This is a genomic window from Capilliphycus salinus ALCB114379, from assembly GCF_047276495.1.
GTDB classification, from domain to species: domain Bacteria; phylum Cyanobacteriota; class Cyanobacteriia; order Cyanobacteriales; family Microcoleaceae; genus Capilliphycus; species Capilliphycus salinus.
Genome location: NZ_CP178543.1, coordinates 15,458 through 31,642, shown reverse-complemented (window position 1 = coordinate 31,642; position 16,185 = coordinate 15,458). Strand labels below are relative to the sequence as shown.

Here is a 16,185-nt window from a genome sequence, read left to right as displayed (position 1 = left end):
CAAATGCTGTTAATTCTTTATAGCAAACCGGGCTGTCATTTGTGCGAAGGATTACAAGAAAAATTAGAACAAATTCTCGCCGATCCCGAAAGTGAGTCCAAATTTGAGCTAGAAGTGCGAGACATTACCACCCAAGACGACTGGTTCAAAGCCTATGAATATGACATTCCGGTATTGTGCAGACAGCGGGATTATCAGTGTGGGGAAGAACCTTTACCTCGATCATCTCCCCGCAGCACTGTCAAGCAGTTAGACCAAATGTTACGCAAGTACCTGTAATTGTAACTGCCGATCCGAGTCCGAACAACCCCAACTTCACCAATTCCCCGGATCTCGTTGCCAAATATTTGGAAATGTGGTGTACAAGTCCGTAGAAAAGGGAGTAACTCATAACAGACGCCGTAAACAAACAAGGCTTTTACTTAAGATCTTGTCGGTTAAGTTCCGTTTAGGAGTGAACCCCTGCGGAAATTGTCCTTTTACGATTATGATGCAAAATTAAACCATTACCGTTGGTGAGGAGTTGTGATGAAATTAAAGGAGTTACTCGCAAAAGTTGCCGATCTGTCCGAGTTGAAACCTCATCCCGCTTTTGAACAGGAAGTTAAGGGGTTAGCCACCAATTCCCACGCCTGTCAAACGGGGGATTTATTTATTGGAATGCCGGGAACCCGAGTTGATGGCGGGGATTTTTGGCCCGTTGCGATCGCCAACGGCGCAGTCGGGGCCATAGTCTCCCAAACTGCTGCCGAAAAAACCTTACCCACCTCCAGCGATAACCCAGAACATCCCTGTGTGATCCCGGTGGCCGATATGACGAGCAGTTGCGCTCAAGTGGCGGCCGCTTTTTATGGTGATCCGGCTCAAAAGCTTAAACTGGTGGGGGTAACGGGAACCAACGGCAAAACTACAACCACTCATTTAATTGAATATTTGCTGGAATTGGCCGAAAAACCAACGGCCTTGTTTGGGACGCTCTACACTCGCTGGTTGGGCGAGCAAGTGACGGCCGCCTACACCACTCCTTTTGCGGTGGAACTTCAACAAAAGTTAGCTTCTGCGGTGGAAGCGGGTTGTCAGTATGGGGTGATGGAAGTCAGTTCTCATGCTCTCCACCAGGGACGTGTGCTGCAATGTCCTTTTGAGGTGGCGGTGTTTACCAATTTAACCCAAGACCATCTCGATTATCACCCGACGATGGAGGATTATTTTGAGGCGAAGGCGTTGCTGTTTAGTCCCCAATATTTGAAAGGTCGGGCGATTATTAATGCTGATGATTCTTATGGAAAACGGTTAATTGAACGGTGTTTAAAAACTCATCCGGTTTGGAGTTATAGCATTAACGATTCTAGCGCCGATTTGTGGGCCGATCAACTGGTTTATGAACCCAACGGCGTTAAAGGGGTTTTGCACACCCCCCAAGGGGAAGCGGCTTTTGAGTTGCCTTTGGTGGGTCAGTACAATTTATCCAATTTGCTGGCGGCCGTCGGTGCGGGTTTGGCGCTCGGTTTGGACCTGTCGGCGATGGTGGCAAAGTTACCCCAATTTTTGGGCGTACCCGGACGGATGGAACGGGTGCAAGTGAATTCCGAACAGGATGTTAGTGTGATTGTTGATTATGCTCACACTCCCGATAGTTTGGAGAATTTGTTAAAGGCAAGTCGTCCGTTTATTCCGGGGGATATGATTTGTGTGTTTGGTTGCGGGGGCGATCGCGATCGCACTAAACGCCCGAAAATGGGCAAAATTGCCGCAGAGTTGGCCGATGTGGTGGTGGTGACTTCTGATAATCCTCGCACTGAAGATCCCAATCGGATTTTAGAGGATATTTTGGCGGGTATTGATTTGGAGGTTAAACCGATTGTTATCTGCGATCGCGCTCAGGCCATTCGCCAAGCGATTTTAGAGGCGAAACCCGGTGATGGGGTTTTGATCGCCGGAAAGGGCCACGAAGATTATCAGATTTTGGGAACGGAGAAGGTTCATTTTGACGATCGCGAACAAGCCAGAGATGCGCTTTTGATGAGAATTTCATCTAGTCAATCTCCGCAGTCCTAGTTTCTGAGTGTGCAGATCTTTGACAGCTTGTAACTGTTAGAGGTCTGTCGGCATGAAATTGCAGGTTTTAAAAGGGCGGAGATTTGCGTTTTCTGGAGGGCTAAGTTTCGGAGTCGGTTGAGTCTGACCTCTGTTGCTAGTTCTCCCTTTTTTCTTGATTTTATCGTCTATCTCCTCCCGTAGAAACCTTCACAAAAATTAAGCCTTTTGATAGCTCAATGGTGAGAGATTACGTGTTAATATAAAATCTGAATCTTTACCATCTAATCAACTAGATGGGTTTGGAAAAAAAAGATCAAAATTTAAATATATGCTAAAATTTGCAAAGACTGGAGTTAATTAAACTCAACTTTCAGAACGTTATAGTAACGTCAAGCGTTCCCCTTTTGGGAAATATTGACTGGAAAATCGACTCAAAATGAGTTGATATTTTCACTCAATAGGGTCGCAGAAAATGACTTCTCTACTATTTGGGTGTGGGTCGGATACCGAGATCAGGCGATCGAGCCAGTATTTTGATAATATTGTGTTCACAGCCTTGTTAATATTGTAGTTAAGAAACTTAGCCCCGTTTGCAGAAATCTCTACTGGGTGGAAGCTTTATCACTGAAAATCGATTAAGTTTTTTGGGGACGAAGTACCAAAGGCAAAGCGGGACAAGGTTTTTCGATCTGGACAAACACTCGCAAATTTATGAAATTAATAATGGTCATCTACTGCATTGGCGGCTTGATAGCTTTCTTTGTTTGGTTGACACTATTACTTCGTGATTCCACAACTCCGATAACTGATGGCGATTCCTGGAAAATTTTACTTTTAGTAAGTTTTCTCTGGCCAATTACCGTACCAATTTCTTTAATGGAATTGGTCTTTAAAAACCAAAAAGTCAAGCCAACTTTCATTCATTCATCATCCGTTAATCCTTTACCTCTCGGCTATCTTTTGAAGAAAGCGGGTTTGGTATCGGAATCTCAAGTGATTCAAGCCTTAAAAGTTCAGCAAACCACCCATAATTATATGAGGATTGGAGAAATCATCGTCAGTTATGGATGGTTAAGCCAAGAAACAGTAGATTTTTTTGCGGAGTCTTTAATCCAAATGAGGACTCAACCCAAGCAACCGATTGGACAGTATCTCAAATCGGCTAAACTGCTCAACGATTTGCAAATTGATGCCATTTTAAAAGAACAGTACCACACCAATTTACGGTTTGGAGAAATTGCTGTTACCAAAGGATGGATTAAACCCGAAACGGTTGATTTCATTTTAGATTATTTACAGGGTCAACCTGGGACTGTTTTAAGTAACAGGCGGGTCAATCAATCTTAATTCTTCCAGAGAAACTGCAAAACTAATCGGTTTCTCTGGGAAAAGAAGGCGGGGTTTGAGATGAAATTCTCTCAATTTTATCTTGGCTACTTTGAATGGAATATTGCAGATCATTGACCAGGGCTTGAGTCATTGATAATCTTTCGCTCAGGTCGGAGATAGCATCCTGTTTGATGGTGTTAATCTGTTCCTGAGTCTGTTGGATTTTTTGAACCGACATCCCCAACAAAACCAGAACACCAATCACGCTGGAAGTGGAAACCAAAACCGCCACCACAATTCCCGTATTCAGCAGGGGAGTTAGGCGGCGAACCGTCGGATCAACTTCCGATTGTATTTCCCTCAAAAGCCGACTATTGTTGTCGAAATTCTCAGAAATAGATTCCGCGAAAACCGCAGTTGGGCAACTCACCGAAACCGCAAGAATTAACCCCCATAACCGACTCAATTTAATCATATCACAAAACAACAAAAATATCTCTAATTTTGGGCTAAAAATTAACTCTGATTTTGGATTAAACTTTGAAATCGTTCGTCGCGGACAAGAGACTCAAAATCGGTTTCTTTTTTGGCTAAATTCCTAACAACTGCGGGTTTAATATTCATCGCTCGCTCCAAGTTTTCTAGAGCTAAATCCAGTTTATCTTGCATTCCATAACAGCGGGCTTGATTGTACCAAACTAAATAAAAATCGGGATTTAACTCAGCCGCTTTTTGATAAGAATCAATCGCTTCTTCATAGCGTTTCAGTTGAGCCAACGCAAACCCCCGGTTATTCCAAGCATCCACATAATTTTCGCGGAGATTGATCGCCCGGTCGTAGGATAAAACCGCCGCTTCATAATATTTTAATTTCCCCAACGCCACACCCCGATTATTCCAGGCGTCCGCATATTCGGAACGCAATTGTAAGGCTTGTTCGTAGGAGGCGATCGCTTCGTGATAGCGGTGCAATTTCGTTAAGACTACCCCCCGATTATTCCACACTTCTACCCCGTGAGAATCGAGTTGTAAAGCGCGATCGTAAGCCTCAACCGCCTCATCATAGCAGCCTTGGGTAAAGAATTTATCCCCCTGTTTGGCATAATCTTGAGCCAATTTTAAATTTTGGGGACTGTCGGGAGAAACTTGTTGAGGAAATTGAAGATTTGATTGGGATTTGAGAGATTCTAAACGGCGTTCAACCTCGATATTTTGTTGTTGAAGATCGGATAAAATCGTCTGAGCTTCTGATAAAATTATTTCCAGTTGGGATAGCGCATCCGCTTTGAGACTGGCAATTTCCTGTTGGGCTAAAACCGTTTGTTGGGTTAACTTGGATAGCAAAAACCACACCCCACCGGCCGCTAAAGTTGGCAGCACTAACAGCAGAATTAACAACAAATTTACAGTGGAAAGTTTACGACGAAAAGCGCGATCCACTTCCGCTTCAATTAAGTTTTCCCTGTCCTGCTGTTCGGTCGAAATCGGAATTTGAGCAACTGGAGTCCCCGTTGGTTGCAAAGATAAAACCGAAATTGGAGTCGCAAAAGATAGACTCGGAAAGAATATAATTGATAAAAGGATCATCCAACCGCCAAAAGTCAACTGATTTGGAGTTGGATCGATTTGTTGACGAACTCGCCAAAATAATAATCGAATCGCCATCGAACCTTTTATTTTGTTGATTGACGCTCGTGAACCCCAAAGTAGAACACCTGTTCCCATAGATTTATTCAGTTTATTAAGCCTGTAAGTGTAGAAATCTTATCATGTCTGAGTGGATTGAGATTGGTAAAATTGTAGCCGCCCAAGGATTATACGGTGAAGTTCGAGTTTTACCCAATACCGACTTCCCAGAACGTTTTCTTGAACCGGGGAGGCGTTGGCTGTTGTCACCGGGACAGTCTGAACCCCAACCGATAGAACTTCTCGGAGGCCGTCAGATTCCCGGTAAGGGTTTGTATGTGGTAGAATTGCTTGGAATTGAAACTCGAGAACAAGCGGAAGCCTTGCGGGATAGCACGTTATTTGTCTCTCAAAGCGATCGCCCTCAATTAGAAGAAAACGAATTTTATTTGTTGGATTTGATTGGTTTGCAAGTGTTCAACCAACTCACTCAAAATGTGATTGGTATTGTGATCGCTTTGGTGCCGGCCGGAAATGATTTGTTAGAGGTAGAACTTTATCCATCGGCTTTAGAAACACCTGAAAATTTCGATGAATCTTCTGCTGATATTGCTCCCACTCCCCGCAAAAAACGCCGGCGAAAACCCAAAACAGTTTTGATTCCGTTTGTTGAAGAAATTGTTCCCGTTGTTGACTTGAAAAAAGGGCAAATTGAGATTACACCTCCCGAGGGATTATTAGAGTAAAATTTTGGGCGGTTAAACGAGGTTAAATTCTTTCATGGCGGGTAGAAAGTTTTGATTTTCGTGACTCGGACGGCTGAGTTTAATTAGTGCAAAGCGCTGAAGCGGTGTTAAATTTTGCCACTGGTCTAGGGTGAGTTTAACGCCCGTTTCTGCGGCTTTTTGTTCGACCGTTTCGGGAATTTTTTCTGTATCTAACCAAGCCGGATTTTCCTCAACGGGTAAGTCTTTTAAGGGAATATCGGTATATTTTTCGGCGAATTGTTGTAACAGATGGCGATAACTTTTGATTTCTTCCGGGGTTGTCGTCGGTTGTTCGACTAAAGTTTGACGTTCGCTTTGGGGGAATTGATTCCAATGGGCTAATTTTAATTTTACCCCACAGGTATCGAGTTTGAAGCGAACAATCATCGGAATACAACGCAAAGACGCTACAAAATCATCCTCAAATTCAAAAAAATAACTCATCACAATTTCTCCTCAAAATCAATTATTTTCGATTAGTATAGCGCTGTGACTCTCAGACTAAATCTCAAGATTTTTATTCGATTTAATGATAATCATCATTGCGATTAGAATTCGTGTAACGAATAATCCAATAACTAATGGCTAAAGCAAACAAAGCCAAAGCCAATCCCATTAAATCAATGCCGCTTTTCTTATCAAGATTAAACAAAATGATTTTTCGCGCCACCGCAATTAAAGAGGTGACAATCACCAATTCGATTTGAATGACGTGTTTTCGGAGATAAGCCGAAATATTCTCTAAAAGCTCCAATGCAATTAACAGATTTAAAAACAATCCGAAAATTTCAAACAGAGTATCTTTAAAAATAAGCTCGGGATCAAAAAGTAACTCTTTGCATAGGAAAACCAGTAAATGTCCGGTCGCGGAGATAATTAAAGCCACCATCGCCAAAGAGAGAATTTTGGAGATGATGACCTCAATATGTTCTAAAAAGTCAATGAATTTTTCATCATTAGACCAGAAACTCAGGAACTGAAACTTTTTTTTCAACCGCCCCATAATTTAATCAAATCTGTAAAACTTATTCAGATTGTAGCGGTTTTTGAGCCTGCAACCAAGCTATTGATAGACCGTTTCAGCAATTAAACCCTCAGCCCAGGCTAAACATTGATTGGCTTGAGACGCCCAAAAGTCAGAACCCCAGTATACAAAACAACTGGTTTCACACAACAATAACGCCCGTTCTTGTTCGGGAGAGAGCGATGAATTTGTCGAGTCTCGGCGAGCCGCACAGACTTGACTCAACCGTTCAACCGCTTTCAAAACCCCCTGGCGCAAGTCTCCTTCATTCCAGCTTTGATGTCCGCCAATCCAAGACCCCCCGGTTGATTTGAGGCGAACTTCCGTAGCCGGATTGTGGGCAACATAGCGATCAATATACTGGCTAACGGTTAAAAAAGCAATATCCGACCAGTTGTTTGATTGTCGAAACAACGGAGCAAAGGAGTTTTTAAAATACTCAAACATCATCACATTGCCATTTTCGCCGTCGGATGTTGGCACCACTAAAGGCGGAATTTCTGACTGTTTTAACGTGTTTCCCCGGTAGCGAATATCTTGAATACATCCATCGGTATTTTGACCGCTTTGTTGGCGAATTCCCATATCGGTATCGCGGACAACACAGAGGATTCGTTCCGTTTCTCCCCCGGATTCAACCACCAACCAATGCACCCGATTTTCGACTTCTGGGGTACTCCAATCGCTTGGATATTCTAACGCCGCATGGGGTAAAATTATCCACTCATAACCGCATTTTTTCAGCAACCGAATTAGTCGTAAAGCTTCGGAAGGTTCCCCCGTCATTCCCATTTCTGGGAGCCAAAATCCCCGCACGTTTGAGAGGGCTTCCGTTCCAAATAAATCGGCAAAAACTCGCCGCCATTCCAGAATTTGGGCTTCGTGATCCCGTTCGGGAGTTGCGGGAAAATAACAGTGACTGTAAGCGGTTCCTGCAAATTCAACCGCCTCGGAATGTTCGCTTAAAACTTCCCGCCACAAGCTAATTACATCCCCCATTGTTTCTCCGTCAACGTGGAGGCGATCAAATTGTCCGTTGCTCGAAAGTTTGGCTAATTCTTCCAACAAAACGCCAGAATAATCGACCATAATTCTAGGATTTAAACCCTCGGATTTCAGGTTTTTCACATAACGAGCCGGATTTTTGTAAGCCTGGGCGAACCATTGGGCGTTCCAACTTTCTTCGGAATTGGGTTCACCGTTGAGCATTTTTTCTAAATTGCCAATCAGTCTCGCATCTGAACCCTGACCGACCCAAATTGGCGGTTGGTGCATATGCAGCCAGGGAACAAATACGGCGAGAGGATTGGCGTTATTATTTGATGACATCAGGAAAATATTATTGATTCTTGTACTCACAAATAGGTTAACGTCTTTTGCTGGCGATCGCGAATTTCTATCAATTTTTTTAACATTTGAAATATTGTTTTTAGGAAAATGCGATCAAGGTTAATTTTGTTAAACTGTTGGTAGCACACTACAAATTCTAATCTATGGTTAGCGGTACGGCAATTACAGATGTTATCAAAACTTTCGGAGATTTGCAAACTCGCTTCGGTTTGTATCAAACAAATCAAGATGACTTTTTTCGGGAGTGGACGGAAGATTTACCCGCTCTAAATGAGCAGGAACAAGCAGGAATAGAGCGAATAAAGCGGCGTTATGACTATCATAGAGTCGATCATTTATTGTTGGAAGGTACGGTTAATTTAATAGTCGTTTCTCCCCTGTTAGAATTGGCGGGTTTTCTCGATCCTCCGTTCCGCATTCGTTCACCCTATGGAGTTGAATTATAACTTGATGATCCTGATGAAAAAATTAGAGGTTTTATTGATGCTTTAATTTTACAAAATAGACTGTGGATATTAACCGTATAATCCAAACGAAACAGCATTCCCGTTTTAGCCGCACTTCCCCAATTATTGGCTTATCTGTTAGCCAATCCTCAAGCTAATTCTCCCGCGTTTGGTTTGGCGACAAATGGCGATGAATTTATTTTCCTAAAACTCATTCAAAGCGATACTTCACAATATGATATTTCCCGAACGTTTTCTCTATTTCCCCGAAACCATGAGTTAGGTGAAGTCTTGAAAATTTTAAAACGTTTAGGACAAATTGTATTAGAATAGGTTGACCAATTGTCAGATTCAGAAAATCTTGAACATCTTAGATCGATCAGGCATTGGTGATACTTCTGTCAATTAGAACTCCAGATATAAAGTATTTCTCAAAATCTATCCTTGAGTCAAGGGTTGAAAAAAATACAAAATTCAGCTATGCTGATTAAAAGCACTAGGCTCAAGGAGGAGTAGAGGTGAAGGTTGAATCGATCTCTATTCAAAATTTTAAGCAATTTGAAAAGCTTGAAGTTATTTTCAAAAACCAAATTTTACAAGAAGTGAGTAATCGTTTTCTTGTACTTGGCGACAATGGTACTGGAAAAACTACCCTTTTGCAAGCAATTGCTTTACCACTGGCACTAGCAACAGGTAGAATTCAAACGGTATCTAATTTTGACTGGATAGGTTTCTTACCAGAGCGTTATTGGCGCTGGGGAACACCTCGAATAGAACTAGAACTATCGTTTGAGGAAGAAGAACTAGAAGCGACCCGTGAAATTGCTCAGAAATGGTACGATGCTCAACCCTCAGAGTTTAAAAAAGAGACACCATTCATTCAACCTGGTAATAGTCGTATTGTGCGGCTTATTTTAGAGGGAGATTATTGGAAAGCTGGAGAGACTCCGGCCGAAAGATTACAATTTCGAGGTAGATATTACACACAATCTTTCATCAATCGTAACGCTCAATCCGTTCGTTCTTACTTTTCTAAATTACCAGGAATTTTCTGGTTTGATCAGTTTCGCAATTTAGGTTCAAGTCCAAATCAAGAGATGGCGGGAGAGAGTTTTAAAGAAAGAAGTAGTATAGTTTCTTTTGAATTAGGTGTAGGTCGTCTGCGTCGGTATCTGGTGGATTGGAGACGAAAACAAGAGTCTGGTGGAAACTATCAAACCAATTATTTAAAGCAGTTGGAAGAACTTTATGAAAAACTTTTTCCAGGTAGAAGATTCTGGGGATTAGAGCATTTACCCAGCATAGATTCGCCAACAGAGGAGGATACATACTTTTTACTGAGTGATGGACATCGAACCTATGACTTAGTAGAAATGTCAGCAGGAGAACAAGCTATCTTTCCAATTTTGTATGAATTTGTTAGACAGCAAATTGCATACTCAATTGTGTTGATTGATGAAGTTGATTTGAATCTTCATCCATCAGCAGCTCAGTTCTTAGTCAACCAGCTTCCCAAAATTGCTCCGACGTGTCAATTTATCTTTACAACTCACTCAGAAGTTGTCGCTGACTTAGTAGGTGAAAGTGAAACACATCGCCTGCTAGGAGGATCGCTATGCCTATAAATATACTTTACTGTGAGGGAAATTCTAAAAGTATTGATATCCGTGTGATTAGACAACTATTACCCAAAGAGTGTATTGTTCGCCCTCTTGGGGGAAAAACTCGTAGCTTTTTTGACAGTGTAATTAATGATAGACGTATTAATCCTAATCTAGCTGGGATTGTAGATCATGATTTTGACTGTCGCGATATTGAGCCTATTAATCAACCACTTCCATGTCATCATCAACAAATACAGATTGGTTGGGCCTGGGAAAGAAAAGAAATTGAAAACTATTTAATCGATCCAATTGTTGTTCAACGCGCTTTGCAAAAGCAAGCCCCATCTTCGGAAGAATATCAATTAGCTCTTAGAGAAGCTGCTCAAAAAATTTCGACATACACAGCAGCTCGAACGGCTTTATCTTGTTTTAATTTTAAAAATTTTTGGGGAGAGGAGACCAAAAATCAATATTTTCCTAAAACCTATCTTTTCCCCAGACGTTTAGGAAAAGAAACTTGTGAAACAAAGATACGAGAAATTGTAGATCAATATAAAGGTGATCGCATTGTAAAAGCTGAAGATGTTATAGACAAATTTACTAATCTACTTGATCTTTTCCATGTTAATGGATTTCGATTTAATCACTACTTGACTTTCTTTTCAGGTAAAGACTTGTTATATGCTATGCAAGACAAACTAAGAACTTTTGGATTTGATTCGAGTAGCTCTAGTCCCCTAGAATTCTTTATTGAAAAAATAGTTACTCGTATGGAAAGAGCCGAAAACGTTTGGGACTGGCTTCCCGAATGGCAAGAACTACGAAAACTTATTATCAACTCAAGCTTTAATTCTGAATATTAAGCTAAAAATGAAACGTTAAACTCGTAGTTAAATTTTATATTTTTGATGCTTTGAGCCGATTAATTCAATTAATAAACAGTTATAAAACTTCTATAATAACTCTCGAATTACCCGACAAGGATTTCCAACGGCGAGAACATTAGCAGGAATATCTTTAGTAACAACGCTACCGGCGCCAATCGTTGTATTATCTCCAATCGTCACACCCGGACAAATAATTGCACCGCCACCAATCCAAACATTATTCCCAATTTTAATCGGGGTAGCGAGTTCTTTTCCGGTTAATCTAATGGTCGGATCAATGGGATGATGAGCGGCGTAAATTTGAACGTAGGGAGCGCAGAGAACATTATCTCCAATATGAACGGTATTACAATCTAAAATCACACAACCAAAATTCATATAAAAATTATCCCCGGCATAAATCTGACTCCCATAATCACAATAAAAAGGCGGGGTAATAACAGCATTTTTACCGACTTTTCCGAATAATTCTTTTAGAAGGTTTTGTCTTTCTTCCAGTTCAGTTTCAGTTGTAGCATTATACAAACGAATCAGCCGAAAAGCGCGTTGATGTTCCTCTGTTAGTTCAGGGTCATTTGACAGGTATAATTCCCCTGATAACATTTTTTGTTTTTCAGTTTTCATAGTAGTTTCAATAAAAAAGTAGGGTAGGACAAGAAATCCCACCCTAAAGTCTAACATTTACTCAGCTAATACGGCCATTCCTTTTTGAACAGCCGGACGATTTTTCATCGTTTCCACCCAACGTTTTAAGTTAGGATGGTTATCTAAAGTCACGCCCAAATATTCATAAGCAGCCACCCAAGGATAAGTGGCAATATCGGCAATAGAATACTCTCCCGCGATGAATTCTTGTTTGCCTAACTCCCCATCTAATACCCCAAATAACCGCAACGTTTCCTTCTCATATCGTTCGATTGCATAGGGAATTTTTTCGGGTGCATAGTTGCGAAAATGACCCAACTGACCAAACATCGGCCCAACACTTGCCATTTGAAACATTAACCATTCAATCACTTTAATTCGTTGGGCGGTATCTGTTGGCAAGAACTGACCCGTTTTTTCGGCTAAATAAATCAAAATCGCCCCGGACTCAAACACGGTAATTCCCGTTTCTTTATCCACAATTGCCGGAATTTTGCTGTTGGGATTAATTGCCACAAACTCCGGGCTAAATTGATCGCCTTTTCTAATGTCAATTTTAATCGGATTGTAAGCAAGCCCCACTTCCTCTAACATAATAGCCGGTTTGCGTCCGTTGGGAGTGGTAAAGGTGTAAAGGTCAATCATGTTTTTTCCTTTTGAATATAAAATTTTTGGGATTCATCGGATGGGAACTCCCCACCCGACAATAGAGTTTTTAACCGGTTAAACCGTCGTCAACACTTTCGACTCATCCAAGAAAGGATAGTCTGTATAACCCCGTTCATCGCCGCCATAAAACGTCGAGCGATCGTATTCATTTAACGGTGCATTTAAAGCAAATCTTTTCGGTAAATCGGGATTGGCAATAAACAGCCGACCATAAGCCACTAAATCCGCATCACCTGCTTCTAAAACCGCTTCTCCGGTTTCTCTCGTATAACCACCTGCGCTAATAATTGTACCTTGATAAATCGAGCGAAAATGACGCGCACCCAAGCCATTTCCATCATCTTCAACAGTTTGATTTCCTTGAATTCTTGGCTCAACAAGGTGGAGATAAGCCAAATTAAACCGATTCAATTCCGAGACAACATAATTAAACAACGCCTCCGGGTCAGAATCAAAAACCGTTCCAAATGTACTACTCGGAGATAACCGAACCCCAACTTTATCCCTATCCCAAACACTCGTAACCGCTTCTACAACTTCCATCAAAAAACGCGCCCGATTTTCGAGAGAACCGCCATATCTATCCGTGCGTTTGTTGGAACCATCGTGGAGAAACTGATCCAACAAATAACCGTTGGCACTGTGAATTTCTACCCCATCAAAACCCGCTAATTTTGCATTGTATGCAGCTTGACGATACTGTTCAACAATTTCGGGTATTTCTTCGGTTTCTAACGCTCTCGGGGTGACAAACGGTTGCTCTCCCGAAAAAGTATTTGCCATCCCTTCCGGGGCGATCGCACTCGGCGCTACCGGTAACTCACCATTCGGTTGTAAAGAAGGGTGAGAAATGCGACCAACGTGCCACAATTGTAAGAAAATTCTTCCGCCTTCGTCATGCACAGCTTGAGTAACTTTTTTCCATCCTTCTACTTGTTCGGCTGAATAAATTCCCGGTGTATTTGGATAACCCAAACCTTGGGGTGAAATTTGAGAGGCTTCACTAATAATTAACCCCGCAGAAGCCCGCTGACGATAATAAATCACATTCATTTCTTGAGGCACATTTCCCGAAGCGGCTCGCATTCGAGTTAAAGGCGCCATGACCATCCGGTTAGAAAGTTTATAAGCGCCAAGTTGAACGGGTTTTAACAAATTGAGATCGGTATTCATGGCTAATTTTTTAAAGGTTAATGACACAAGAGGAGGAGCGAGGAAGGCTTGATTTAGCCTTCCTTGACTTTAATTAAGCGAGGGAATTTGAAGTTGAAATTTGGTCGAACAATTCTTTAACTTTATTCGACAAAACCGCCTGATCGACAACACCTTCAACTCGATAAACGACTTCACCTTGATTGAAAAATAACAGCGTTGGAATCGCTTCAATTCGATACTGGGTTGCCCGTTGTTCGTAATTATCAACGTTCAACTTACCGACTGTCACAACCCCGTCAAATTCTGCGGCTAAACCTTCGATAATCGGATTCATTACCCGACAAGGACCGCACCAAGGCGCCCAAAAGTCAACAACAACGGGTGTGGTACTTTTGAGAACTTCAACCTCAAAATTGTCATCGGTTAATGTGATGTATTTTGCTGTCTCTGACATAATTGGGATCTCTCCTAAACTGTATTGGGGTCTGGTTGCACCGTTCCCCTATCTGAGGGTGATTATACGGCTACAGGAAGATTTTTCAATGTGGGGAGAATTATTTCTAAATCTAAATCCTTGGTGTCATCCGCTTCGATGAAGCCATCAACCCTGATTGCTGTTTCAAACCCTTCGGGTCGGAAAAATCAAGAACTCGCGGCTTTTATCTCCCTTTTCACGGGGGAATTTCATCCCAAATTCTCGACCAATCCGGGGGAATTATTGCGGAACTCGCCCACACGAATCCCAACTCGATTCTGATTCGATTGATGATTTTCTCCCCGTTTTTTCTTTGGGTTTTTTACTTCTTGAGTCCAATTCATCGTTATCCCCCTTTTTTTGAACGATTGTTCCATTTATGTCAAAAAAATAGATTCGTCTGCGGTCACTCCGGCTAGGAGGACAACGTTGAAAACGAGAAAATGTTTTTTCATATTCTTAGAATAGCAATTCTGGAACGAATAGTCAAGTATTTTGAATAAATTTCCTCAATCGAGTACACCGAGGAGAATTTGAACGATATCTTGCAAAACTTGCGGATCGGGATTAACCTTAGAGATGACGCGCAAACCTTGTAAATTGCAGGTGAGATAACGGGCCAAAGCTGGAATATTTTTGTCGGGTGAAATTTCCCCTTTTTCCTGCGCCCGCGATAAAGCTTTGTAGAAAGCCCCTTCAATGCAGTCGAGGTTATGGGCCACCCGCTTGGCGGTATCGGGGTCATGGGGACAAAGTTCAACCGCCGTGTTGGTGACGAAGCATCCCCGGCGATCTGGGTCTGCAACCATCCGATCGACTAAACTTTGAAAATAATCAACGATCGCCGCTTTTGAGGCGTCTGGGGCTTCTAAACGGGCGATCAGACATCGAACCACCGTCTGATCGTAGTGGGCGATCGCTTCGAGGAACAAAGACCGCTTATCCCCAAAGGTATCATACAGACTCCCCCGGTTAATCCCCATGCTGTCGAGCAAATCCTGTACAGACGTCCCCTCATAGCCGTAACGCCAGAAGGTTTCCATCGCCCTTGCTAAGACTTCTTCGCGATTAAACTCCTTATGCCTTGCCATTGCTGGTATTTGAAATCAAACACCCCAATTTTAGCATTTTTTGGAACGATTAGTCAAATATAGGGAATGGGGAATGGGGAATGGGGAATATAGGTTTTTCAAAAATCTGTTATTAAAGATACAGAAATTAAATTTAGAAGTTGTTCAGGAGTTGCAATTGTGAAAAAAATAGAAGCCCTCATCCGTCCCGTCCAGTTTGACCGAGTGGTTGCGGCTTTGGTTGATGCGGGAATAGTAGGAATGAATGTACACAACGTCCGGGGTTATGGTCGCCAGAAAGGTCAAACCGAGTCTTATCGGGGCGTCAAACACGTTATTGAGTTTCATCCCAAAATGAAGTTAGAAATTATTGTCGAAGATGAAGCTTGCGAGTTCGTTGTTGAAAAATTGGTTGCTGCGGCACAAACCGGTCAAATTGGCGATGGTAAAATATTCGTTCGTTCCATTGAACAGGCGATCCGTATTCGTACAGGCGAAACCGATTTAGAAGCCCTTTAAGCAAGCATGAAGAACCTGAAAAAGTCAGAAAAGTTTGGGAAAAGTTAAGGAAAAATCAAACTATGCTAGAACTGTTGCTGTAATGCAATGGAGTTAGCAGTGATGTTAATGTTGGGGAAAATCATCGTTTTTGCATCAATAATGGTCTGGGGGTGGGGGAATTTATCCGTTCAGGCGGAACCCAGATCACCTATTTTTTTGGTTCAAACCGATACAAACTCGCAATTTCCCCTTCCTGAAACTGTCCAAAATTTAACCAAACAACCGGGCGCCAATGGAACAGAGTCCCTTAACTTTCAAACTGATTTAAGTTTAACTGAAGCGGTTGAATTTTATCGCCAAAGCCTAACCCAACAAGGATTAAAAGAACGAGAAATTAATACCGCCATTACCGATACAACTTTTAACCTGGTTTTTGAAGGGGCAGAAAATGGATTGGCTGTTGTGGTCCAAGGGGTTGATTTGGGCGAACTCACCAATGTGAATATTCGCTATGAAAAATTACAGTAACCTCTTTTTCATCTTGTAAATCCTTCGGAACATTGACCGGATGCACTATTAACTGATTGGTGAAGGCTT

General features: G+C 41.9%; 20 protein-coding genes. 10 read left to right on the top strand and 10 right to left on the bottom strand.

The features are described from left to right. Positions 1-3: 3 nt before the first annotated feature. The 3 genes from ACL6C3_RS00150 to ACL6C3_RS00140 all read left to right on the top strand — a co-directional run bounded on the left by ACL6C3_RS00150 (position 4) and on the right by ACL6C3_RS00140 (position 3,387). Positions 4-279, top strand: a complete 276-nt coding sequence (locus ACL6C3_RS00150) for a glutaredoxin family protein (protein WP_413164223.1) — start codon at positions 4-6, stop codon at positions 277-279. Positions 280-528: 249 nt separating this feature from the next. After that, positions 529-2,058 carry a UDP-N-acetylmuramoyl-L-alanyl-D-glutamate--2,6-diaminopimelate ligase gene (locus ACL6C3_RS00145; protein WP_413164221.1) on the top strand — a complete coding sequence of 510 codons (1,530 nt, stop codon included), beginning with the start codon at positions 529-531 and terminating at the stop codon, positions 2,056-2,058. 693 nt (positions 2,059-2,751) lie between these two features. Continuing rightward, complete coding sequence (locus tag ACL6C3_RS00140) at positions 2,752-3,387, top strand: hypothetical protein (protein WP_413164219.1); 636 nt, start codon at positions 2,752-2,754, stop codon at positions 3,385-3,387. A 22-nt stretch (positions 3,388-3,409) separates the two neighbouring features. On the opposite strand, the gene ACL6C3_RS00135 is transcribed toward ACL6C3_RS00140, so the two are convergent. Beyond that, a complete protein-coding gene (locus tag ACL6C3_RS00135) occupies positions 3,410-3,844 on the bottom strand; it encodes a hypothetical protein (RefSeq protein ID WP_413164217.1) in 435 nt (144 codons plus the stop codon). Between the two features lie 41 nt (positions 3,845-3,885). Continuing rightward, positions 3,886-5,034 carry a tetratricopeptide repeat protein gene (locus ACL6C3_RS00130; protein ID WP_413164216.1) on the bottom strand — a complete coding sequence of 383 codons (1,149 nt, stop codon included), beginning with the start codon at positions 5,032-5,034 and terminating at the stop codon, positions 3,886-3,888. Positions 5,035-5,138: 104 nt separating this feature from the next. Here ACL6C3_RS00130 and rimM point away from each other — a divergent pair, with 104 nt between their 5' ends. Then, positions 5,139-5,741 carry a ribosome maturation factor RimM gene (gene rimM / locus ACL6C3_RS00125; RefSeq protein WP_413164214.1) on the top strand — a complete coding sequence of 201 codons (603 nt, stop codon included), beginning with the start codon at positions 5,139-5,141 and terminating at the stop codon, positions 5,739-5,741. Positions 5,742-5,753: 12 nt separating this feature from the next. On the opposite strand, the gene ACL6C3_RS00120 is transcribed toward rimM, so the two are convergent. The 3 genes from ACL6C3_RS00120 to ACL6C3_RS00110 all read right to left on the bottom strand — a co-directional run bounded on the left by ACL6C3_RS00120 (position 5,754) and on the right by ACL6C3_RS00110 (position 8,115). Next, entirely contained in the window at positions 5,754-6,206 is a 453-nt protein-coding gene (locus ACL6C3_RS00120; RefSeq protein ID WP_413164212.1) for a nitrate reductase associated protein, read from the bottom strand. A gap of 82 nt (positions 6,207-6,288) precedes the next feature. Beyond that, entirely contained in the window at positions 6,289-6,765 is a 477-nt protein-coding gene (locus ACL6C3_RS00115; RefSeq protein WP_413164211.1) for a phosphate-starvation-inducible PsiE family protein, read from the bottom strand. Between the two features lie 60 nt (positions 6,766-6,825). After that, on the bottom strand, positions 6,826-8,115 hold the full coding sequence (locus ACL6C3_RS00110) for a glycoside hydrolase (RefSeq protein ID WP_413164209.1): 1,290 nt from the start codon (positions 8,113-8,115) through the stop codon (positions 6,826-6,828). A 164-nt stretch (positions 8,116-8,279) separates the two neighbouring features. On the opposite strand from ACL6C3_RS00110, the gene ACL6C3_RS00105 reads away from it, so the two are divergent. The 4 genes from ACL6C3_RS00105 to ACL6C3_RS00090 all read left to right on the top strand — a co-directional run bounded on the left by ACL6C3_RS00105 (position 8,280) and on the right by ACL6C3_RS00090 (position 11,049). After that, positions 8,280-8,582 (top strand): hypothetical protein, encoded by a 303-nt coding sequence (locus tag ACL6C3_RS00105; RefSeq protein ID WP_413164208.1) that lies wholly within the window; start codon positions 8,280-8,282, stop codon positions 8,580-8,582. A gap of 126 nt (positions 8,583-8,708) precedes the next feature. Continuing rightward, positions 8,709-8,915, top strand: coding sequence for a hypothetical protein (locus ACL6C3_RS00100; RefSeq protein WP_413164206.1), 207 nt, complete (start codon positions 8,709-8,711; stop codon positions 8,913-8,915). Positions 8,916-9,100: 185 nt separating this feature from the next. Then, entirely contained in the window at positions 9,101-10,207 is a 1,107-nt protein-coding gene (locus ACL6C3_RS00095; protein WP_413164205.1) for an AAA family ATPase, read from the top strand. After that, entirely contained in the window at positions 10,198-11,049 is an 852-nt protein-coding gene (locus ACL6C3_RS00090) for a hypothetical protein (protein ID WP_413164203.1), read from the top strand. The genes ACL6C3_RS00095 and ACL6C3_RS00090 overlap by 10 nt, the downstream gene beginning before the upstream one ends. A 90-nt stretch (positions 11,050-11,139) precedes the next feature. On the opposite strand, the gene ACL6C3_RS00085 is transcribed toward ACL6C3_RS00090, so the two are convergent. The 5 genes from ACL6C3_RS00085 to ACL6C3_RS00065 all read right to left on the bottom strand — a co-directional run bounded on the left by ACL6C3_RS00085 (position 11,140) and on the right by ACL6C3_RS00065 (position 15,108). Then, positions 11,140-11,697, bottom strand: a complete 558-nt coding sequence (locus ACL6C3_RS00085) for a sugar O-acetyltransferase (protein WP_413164202.1) — start codon at positions 11,695-11,697, stop codon at positions 11,140-11,142. 57 nt (positions 11,698-11,754) lie between these two features. Further along, a complete protein-coding gene (locus ACL6C3_RS00080) occupies positions 11,755-12,363 on the bottom strand; it encodes a glutathione binding-like protein (protein WP_413164201.1) in 609 nt (202 codons plus the stop codon). A 78-nt stretch (positions 12,364-12,441) separates the two neighbouring features. Beyond that, positions 12,442-13,560 (bottom strand): alkene reductase, encoded by a 1,119-nt coding sequence (locus tag ACL6C3_RS00075; protein ID WP_413164199.1) that lies wholly within the window; start codon positions 13,558-13,560, stop codon positions 12,442-12,444. A gap of 73 nt (positions 13,561-13,633) precedes the next feature. Continuing rightward, complete coding sequence (trxA, locus tag ACL6C3_RS00070; protein ID WP_413164197.1) at positions 13,634-13,996, bottom strand: thioredoxin; 363 nt, start codon at positions 13,994-13,996, stop codon at positions 13,634-13,636. A 530-nt stretch (positions 13,997-14,526) separates the two neighbouring features. Next, positions 14,527-15,108, bottom strand: coding sequence for a TetR/AcrR family transcriptional regulator (locus tag ACL6C3_RS00065; protein ID WP_413164196.1), 582 nt, complete (start codon positions 15,106-15,108; stop codon positions 14,527-14,529). A 159-nt stretch (positions 15,109-15,267) separates the two neighbouring features. Between ACL6C3_RS00065 and ACL6C3_RS00060 the strand changes: the two genes are divergently transcribed. Then, positions 15,268-15,606 (top strand): P-II family nitrogen regulator, encoded by a 339-nt coding sequence (locus tag ACL6C3_RS00060; protein ID WP_413164195.1) that lies wholly within the window; start codon positions 15,268-15,270, stop codon positions 15,604-15,606. Between the two features lie 87 nt (positions 15,607-15,693). Continuing rightward, a complete protein-coding gene (locus ACL6C3_RS00055) occupies positions 15,694-16,116 on the top strand; it encodes a hypothetical protein (RefSeq protein WP_413164194.1) in 423 nt (140 codons plus the stop codon). The last annotated feature ends 69 nt before the right edge of the window (positions 16,117-16,185 follow it).